Origin of the sequence: Desulfosporosinus metallidurans (assembly GCF_001936615.1) — a bacterium.
GTDB classification, from domain to species: Bacteria; Bacillota; Desulfitobacteriia; order Desulfitobacteriales; family Desulfitobacteriaceae; genus Desulfosporosinus; species Desulfosporosinus metallidurans.
In genome coordinates this window covers 1-6,723 of the sequence record NZ_MLBF01000101.1, presented here as the reverse complement: position 1 = coordinate 6,723, position 6,723 = coordinate 1, and the positions used below count along the sequence as shown (strand labels likewise).

Annotated in this window: 8 protein-coding genes; all 8 read right to left on the bottom strand. The window is 52.8% G+C overall.

Annotation, left to right across the window (positions count from 1 at the left end; all coding sequences use genetic code 11):
* Window positions 1-1,275 (bottom strand): 4Fe-4S dicluster domain-containing protein (locus DSOL_RS25220; RefSeq protein WP_075367464.1); only part of this gene is annotated, 1,275 nt, incomplete at its 3' end.
* An 18-nt stretch (window positions 1,276-1,293) separates the two neighbouring features.
* The gene (locus tag DSOL_RS25215; protein WP_075367463.1) at window positions 1,294-1,587 is read right to left on the bottom strand and encodes a EutN/CcmL family microcompartment protein; all 294 of its coding nucleotides are present in this window, start codon (window positions 1,585-1,587) and stop codon (window positions 1,294-1,296) included.
* Window positions 1,584-2,324 (bottom strand): flavoprotein, encoded by a 741-nt coding sequence (locus DSOL_RS25210; protein WP_075367462.1) that lies wholly within the window; start codon window positions 2,322-2,324, stop codon window positions 1,584-1,586. Before DSOL_RS25210 ends, DSOL_RS25215 begins: the two co-directional genes overlap by 4 nt.
* Window positions 2,325-2,327: 3 nt before the next feature.
* A complete protein-coding gene (pduL, locus tag DSOL_RS25205) occupies window positions 2,328-3,704 on the bottom strand; it encodes a phosphate propanoyltransferase (RefSeq protein ID WP_075367461.1) in 1,377 nt (458 codons plus the stop codon).
* Window positions 3,705-3,829: 125 nt separating this feature from the next.
* The gene (locus DSOL_RS25200; RefSeq protein WP_075367460.1) at window positions 3,830-4,141 is read right to left on the bottom strand and encodes a BMC domain-containing protein; all 312 of its coding nucleotides are present in this window, start codon (window positions 4,139-4,141) and stop codon (window positions 3,830-3,832) included.
* 40 nt (window positions 4,142-4,181) lie between these two features.
* On the bottom strand, window positions 4,182-5,684 hold the full coding sequence (locus tag DSOL_RS25195) for an acetaldehyde dehydrogenase (acetylating) (RefSeq protein WP_075367459.1): 1,503 nt from the start codon (window positions 5,682-5,684) through the stop codon (window positions 4,182-4,184).
* 24 nt (window positions 5,685-5,708) lie between these two features.
* Window positions 5,709-6,356 (bottom strand): ethanolamine utilization microcompartment protein EutL, encoded by a 648-nt coding sequence (eutL, locus tag DSOL_RS25190; protein ID WP_075367458.1) that lies wholly within the window; start codon window positions 6,354-6,356, stop codon window positions 5,709-5,711.
* Window positions 6,357-6,402: 46 nt separating this feature from the next.
* Window positions 6,403-6,723, bottom strand: a 321-nt coding sequence (locus DSOL_RS25185; RefSeq protein WP_235839001.1) for a BMC domain-containing protein, incomplete at its 5' end; no start/stop codon positions are given.

Sequence of the window (6,723 nt, the reverse complement as noted above, 5' to 3'; positions counted from 1 at the left end):
TCCTTCCGGAATTTCTCCGACGACTTGTCCTCGTTGAACGATCTCTCCGACCTTTACCACGGGGATGGCGGGTGCCCCTATATGTTGTTGAAGGCTTAAGCTCACTTCCTCGGGTTCATAGGTCTCTAGGGATAAGGGTGCCTCTTTATACCAAGGACCTAATTTTAAGCGCTGCACTAAGCGTGAGGAGGGGATTACGCGATGTTGGGCCATCGGATCAACCTTCCCGAGTTCTCCTTGATACTTGATTCCTTTGGCTCGTAACTCTGCTTTTAAGGCGCGATTGACCCGCAGCGGTGAGATTCCCACCGGACAGGCATAGGCTTCACATACCCCACACTCTGAACAGGTGAGAGCACTGGTCAAGGTTTGTGGATCTGCCATGGCTTTGTAATTCACGGCTCGAATCAGGCGATGCGGGGATAATTCGTGCCCGATCATATGACGTGGGCAGAGTTCAGTACAGAAGCTGCATTGTTCACAGACGGTTTTGGCGATGCGCAGGACGGTTTCTAGCGGCATTTGTTTCCGCTTAATGAGTGGGTGATCCTTGGGGAGGGCAATGAGTCCTCCGGTGGTTTTGGTGACGGGTGCGCTGAGATCTGTGATCAAGCTTCCCATCATGGGGCCTCCGAGGATATAGGCTAGGTCATCACCCCGTCCTCCACCGGCTAGGTTAAGGACGTCCTGCAGGGAGGTTCCGAGGGGCACGGTGATGGTGATGGGATTTTTGACGGCTCCAGTGACGGTAAGGGTCCGCGTGGTGACGGGCTCTCCCTCATGGGCTTTAGCCACATTGATGAGGGTTTGAACATTATTGACCACGACCCCGATATTGATGGGGATTCCTCCTGGGGGGACGCGCCGTCCTGTGGTTAACCAGATGGTAATAACTTCATCTCCGGCGGGATAGATGTCCGGCATAATTGTGATCTGCAGTTGGTCGGTGAGATAGGGCTCTAAGGCTTGAATGGCGGCCTGATACTTGGCCTTCAAGGCGATGATTCCTTTTTGGGCACCGGTGGCCTTCATGGCTAGTTTTAACCCTTTGATGAGTTGGTCGGGGTAGCGTGCTACCAGTTGTTGGTCGGTTTTCAACATGGGTTCACATTCTGCTCCGTTGACGACCACGATCTCGGCTTGGGCGGCGAGTTTGACATGGGTTGGAAAACCAGCTCCGCCTGCGCCGACGACGCCTGCCTCTCGGACGGTCGCGCTTATATCCTTGGGGCTTGTACCGTTCGTGGTTGTAGTGTTCGTATTTTTATCGTTCATTTTTTCACCCACTTAAGCTTACGCTTCAAAGGTTTCTTTATCGATAATGCCCACGATGATGGCATCGATGGGAATGTTGTGATTCGCTAGCCCTTGTCGGGCTGAGGATCCGCTGGCAACCATGACCAGTTCACTTTCTCCGGCTCCGATTTGATCGGCGGCGATGAGGGAGTTTCCGTGTTCGGTCAGCTTTGCTGATCCATCCTCAGCATAGGTGAGGGTAACGGGTTGGATGACGAGAAACTTCAGGCCACGTAAGGATTCTTCTTTGCGTGTGGACCAGACATGTCCAATGACGCGAGCTAAAATCATCGTCTTCCACCCTCTCTCTCCATGTCCGTACACAATTCAATTCGGCGGATCTTTAAGGTATCTCGGGCTAGCGGGGATATGACGGTTAATCGCTTGACGAAGACCCTTGATGCTTCGGGAAATCCATAGGCATCTTTATCTCCTAAGAACTTCTTTTCGAACCGAATGACGTCTTGAGTGGGTTCCGCAGCCGTCTTTTCGTCCCCAATCCTAGTGTAGACTTTTACGCCGTAGGACTTTATTTTCTGAAGATATCCTTCATAAAGTTCAAGGTAGGCTTTTGGGGTTTGGGCGGTAAAGCCGAGATACTCTGTTACGAGTTCGATGGGTTGACCTTGGGTGATTCCACGTCCGATGAGTTCACTCAGGGGGTTATCTCGTAGCCCTAAGGCTGCTTTCGCTAGCGTATTGGCTGAACACGCTGGGACGATGATTTTTTGCCAGTCTGTCTTGGTCAAGGCGTCTTGGGGTGTGATCCAGTTCATGTCTTCGGGTAGAGCTGGGTTAGCCTTGGCGACGCTTTCGCTGGGTAAGATCGTGAGCGTGTACTCTGCTCCCCAGCGTGTTTTCACGGCGCTTAAGACTCGTTCGAAATCGGGGACGTAGTTTAAGAGGACTAGAGCGGCGGGTTTAACCGCCTTGTTTCCTGCTCCGTTTCCGTTTCCTTGGAGGAGGGCTTGAAAGGCGGGCTCCGATAGGATGCGGTGCACGAGTTGGTTGATCAGTTCTTCGTTCATGCGTTATACCCCCATGAGCAGACCTTGGCTCTGCGAGTCGAGGAGGGCTGCATTGGCTTCATCCATATCGAGGTGCATTTCTTTGTGGTAGTGTTCATGGACTCGGATCAGGACGTCTTCAAAGATCATGGGACGTTGGCTTTGCACTTTGACGCGCACCCGGTCTCCATCCTTGAGGGACCACTCCGCTGCTTCCTCGAGGTTTAGGTGGATATGTCGACTGGCCACCATGACGCCGGATTCGAGGTCAACGTTCCCTAAGGGGCCGATGATTTGTAGGCCGGGGGTTCCATCATGGTGTCCTGAATCTCGGATGACGGGTTTGATGCCCAGTTTAAAACAATCGGTGACACTGATTTCGGCTTGGGTGCGTTTTCTGACAGGGCCCAAGACTCGGACCTTCTCGAGGCATCCTTTAGGGCCGACTAACGTGACGGTTTCTTTCGCTGCGAACTGTCCGGGTTGGGAGAGTTCTTTTTGGATCGTCAAGGCGTAGTTCTCTCCGTACAGGGTGGTTAAATCCTCGTTCGAGAGGTGGATATGGCGATTCGAGGTTCCGATGGGAACTCGTTTTTCTTGGTGAAGACGTCCTCGTACGCTACAGGCGAGGATATAGAAGGCACTGGAGAGCCGGTTTAAGGCCTGGATCAGGTCGGTTCGGCTGCAGTTTCCGTCCTCGTCGGTGAAGGCGCGATTGGCGTAGAGTTCGACTTCTCGTGATTTTGCTCTGAGATGATGGAGCTTGGAGACGACCTTTCCATGGGTATAGCTGAGCGGGCTATGCTCGACTCCGTAATACGTTTTGGGGTGATGGGACCGTTCCCGTAGTTCTGCTGGAGTCAGTCCGATGAGGCTTTCCCATTGAAACGGTTCGTCTTTGACTTCACTGACCATGAGTTGCCGAGCAAAGGCGGCGATTTCTTCGAGCTTAAGAACGAGGTCATCTTCCCCTTCTTGGGCAAAAAAGCCCTGGGCTTCGACGAGTTCACACTGAAAGAGATCGAGTTGTCCTCGATAGGCGATCACGGGGTGGGTCTTGGTGACTAAGGCTCCGACACGCAGATGGGTCATGTGTTCGGGTTTGACCCCTGGTGAGGTTTGAGCTTGGCTTGGAAGTTGACGTTTACTCTGACTTTGACTTTCTTGAGAGGAGTTAAGTTTCTCTTCGAAGGGTTTTGCCCTTTTTGTGGTTTGTTGGGCATTGGAAAAATTGTTTTTGTGGAGGTCGAGAATTCCGTTTCCTTCAATTTGGACATCGATTCCCTTGGACCGAATAAAGTCTCGGGCCGAAGGGGTGATCACACTCCCCTGGGGTAAGGTGATCACTTTGTCTTTCGTTTTATGCCAATTGGCTCTTAATTCATACTCGGTTACGATCATATTTTCACCTCACACTACAGAAGTCGGAGGTCATAGGTCAGATATCGACGATTGACTATCTGATTTAACGTCTGGTAGCGCAGCATCCTCACTGAAGCCTCGATGTTTTTCCGGAGTCAATGTGCTTATTTTTCACCATAGGTTTTGTTATCGCCTACGGGTAAAATGTACTCGACGTCCTGGTGTGGGCGCGGAATGACATGCACGCTGAGTAGTTCTCCGACTCGTTGTGCGGCTGCGGCTCCTGCATCCACGGCTGCTTTTACAGCTCCCACATCTCCTCTTACCATGACGGAGACGAGTCCGCCGGAGACATGCTCTTTTCCGCATAGCGACACATTGGCCGCTTTTAACATTTGATCCGCTGCTTCGATCGCGGGGATTAATCCTTTGGTTTCAATCATGCCGAGTGCGATTACACTTCGATCTTGTGCCATCGTGTTCCCTCCTTAATTTAATTCAAAGTTTATTTTTATCTTAACACTTCATTCCATTTAAATGTTGCATGACTTGGTTGATGATTTCTTGGACCATGTTGGCATCGACTTGCGTGCTAAGGGTCGAGTTCTGGACTCCTTCGGTTGCCCCTGCTCCGGCTACGTTCATAGGCTCCACAGGTTTGCGCTCGGGTATTCCTAGATGCCAGGCGACTCGTTTGATGTTGAGTAAGTGCAGTGGGGTGACGTTTTCTGAGACGCTCGAGCCTGCCCAAGTTCCACACCCTAGGGTGAAGGAGGGGGATAGGCCGGTGGTGGCTCCGACGCCTCCCATGGCGGCTGGGGTGTTGACGAGGATACGATTGACGGGTTTCTTAAGGGCAAATTCGCGGATGACCTCTTCGTTTTGGCTGTGGATGGCTAGGCTGTGCCCGACTCCGCCGGCTTCTAGGAGTTGGAAGCAGCGTTCACACCCTTCATGCCAATCGGCGACTCGGTAGAAGCCGAGGACGGTGGTGAGTTTTTCGTAGGATAAGGGCCACTGTGGTCCGACGCCGCTCAAGGGGGCGATGAGACACTTGGTTTGTTCGGGAATGCTGATTCCGGCAAGTTGGGCGATGAATTTGGGGTCTTTGCCGACCACTTTGGGGTTGACCCCTCCTTTGGCTAACATGACCACTTTGGACACTTTTTGAACGTCTTCGGGATCGAGGAAATGCGCGCCGTTGCGTTTGAGATGCCCTATGAGTTCGTCGGCGATGCATTCTTCGGCAACAATCGCTTGTTCTGAGGCACAAATGGTTCCGTTGTCAAAGGTTTTGCCCATAACGATGTATTCGGCGGCCTTGGGTAGGTCGGCACTTCGTTCGACGAAGGCGGGGACGTTGCCGGGTCCGACACCGAGGGCGGGCTTGCCACTGCTGTAGGCGGCTTTCACTAAGGCACTTCCGCCGGTGGCGAGGATCATGGCCACACTGGGATGTTTCATGAGTTCAGTGGTGGCTCCCATGGAGACATTCAGGATACACCCTATGACCCCTTCGGGGGCTCCTGCTGCGACGGCCGCTTGATGCATGATTTTAGCGGCTTCATTCGTGCAGCGCACGGCGGAGGGATGCGGGGAAAAGACGATGGCGTTGCGTGATTTTAGAGCGATCATGGCTTTGTAAATCACGGTGGAGGTGGGATTGGTGGTGGGGACGATTCCGGCGATGACCCCGACGGGCTCGGCGATTTCCCAGATCTTGTGTTCGCGGTCTTCGCGGATGATGCCGACGGTTTTCATGCTTTTGATGGAGTCATACACGGTGCGGGAGGCAAAGTAGTTTTTGAAGCATTTGTCGGCGTAATTTCCCATCCCGGTTTCGGAGACGGCCATCATGGCCAAGCGGGCTGCATTCGCTTCTCCGGCTTCGCGCATCATGTCGATGATGTGATCGACTTGTTCTTGCGTGAAGTTCATGAGGGCTTCTTGGGCTTTGCGAGCAGCTCGTACTAAATTTCTGGCTTCTTGTAAGGAGCATAAATCGCGATCAAGTTCCATTTCAACGCTGCACTTCCCCTTCGTCTAGAATTTGAGGCCGTTTTCCACGACGTCGATGACGGCTCGTTGGAAGGCCTCACAGGCGGATTTACACGCGCTTTGTGATCCGGTTAAGAGTCCGCCACCAAAGTTGGTTTCGGTTGGTGGTCCGTAAAAGGCTTGCATCGTCACTTCAGCTGCTTTGAGGGCAGCGTCTAAGCCGAACATGGCTTCGATCGGCGGGGCGATGAGATAGGCGAGTGCTTCTCCTTCTGGGATTCCCGCTATTTTAGAGAGGTAACTTCCGGTCCGGGAGACGGTATGCGGAAACCAGGCGGTTTTCCCGCCATCACAGGTGTAGAAGAAACATTCGTTTTCTAAGTGTTCTATGCAGGCATCGACGCCTGCGCGGACTTCGGCTGGGTTCGGGCCGGCAAAGATGCCGATGATTTCTCCCGATAAGGGGCCTGATGCTCGGGCCGCGCCGCAATAGAAACTTTTGGCGTAAACCACTTCGACTTCTGCTTTTTTGGTGGCTTCGTCTAAAGCCACATAGGTTGAATCGTCAATGTCGGCTGTGATCATGCCGATCGAACGTTGATCCCCCGTTAGTCCTAATTTCTCCGCTAAATCCGGAGCGACATTGGGAATGAGTCTTACCGCTAAGACCTTAGGCTTAATGGGCTCAATCATGGTAACCCTCCTTTAGACGTCGGTTGCTTGCGCTTTCTCCGACGGTTTATTTTGTGTTCTCGACGTTTCTGGTTTTGGGCTTCTCTTCAATGGTAGGTAACTTGGGTAAGATTTGTTCGAGTTCTTGGTGGGGGCGTGGGATGACGTGGCAGCTGATGAGTTCTCCAACTCGTTCTGCTGCTGCTGCTCCCGCGTCGACTGAGGCCTTGACCGCTCCAACGTCTCCTCGTACCATGACCGTCACTAATGCGCCCCCTACTTTTACCTTGCCGATCAACGTTACATTGGCAGCTTTGACCATGGCATCGGCTGCCTCAATTGCTCCCACGATTCCTCGGGTTTCTACCATTCCTAGGGCAACGAGATC

Excerpts from the sequence above, each read along its gene's own strand:
- DSOL_RS25195 (WP_075367459.1), bottom strand. The coding sequence starts at position 5,684 with ATGGAACTTGATCGCGATTTATGCTCCTTACAAGAAGCCAGAAATTTA.
- DSOL_RS25210 (WP_075367462.1), bottom strand. The coding sequence starts at position 2,324 with ATGAACGAAGAACTGATCAACCAACTCGTGCACCGCATCCTATCGGAG.
- DSOL_RS25215 (WP_075367463.1), bottom strand. The coding sequence starts at position 1,587 with ATGATTTTAGCTCGCGTCATTGGACATGTCTGGTCCACACGCAAAGAA.
- pduL (WP_075367461.1), bottom strand. The coding sequence starts at position 3,704 with ATGATCGTAACCGAGTATGAATTAAGAGCCAATTGGCATAAAACGAAA.
- eutL (WP_075367458.1), bottom strand. The coding sequence starts at position 6,356 with ATGATTGAGCCCATTAAGCCTAAGGTCTTAGCGGTAAGACTCATTCCC.
- DSOL_RS25200 (WP_075367460.1), bottom strand. The coding sequence starts at position 4,141 with ATGGCACAAGATCGAAGTGTAATCGCACTCGGCATGATTGAAACCAAA.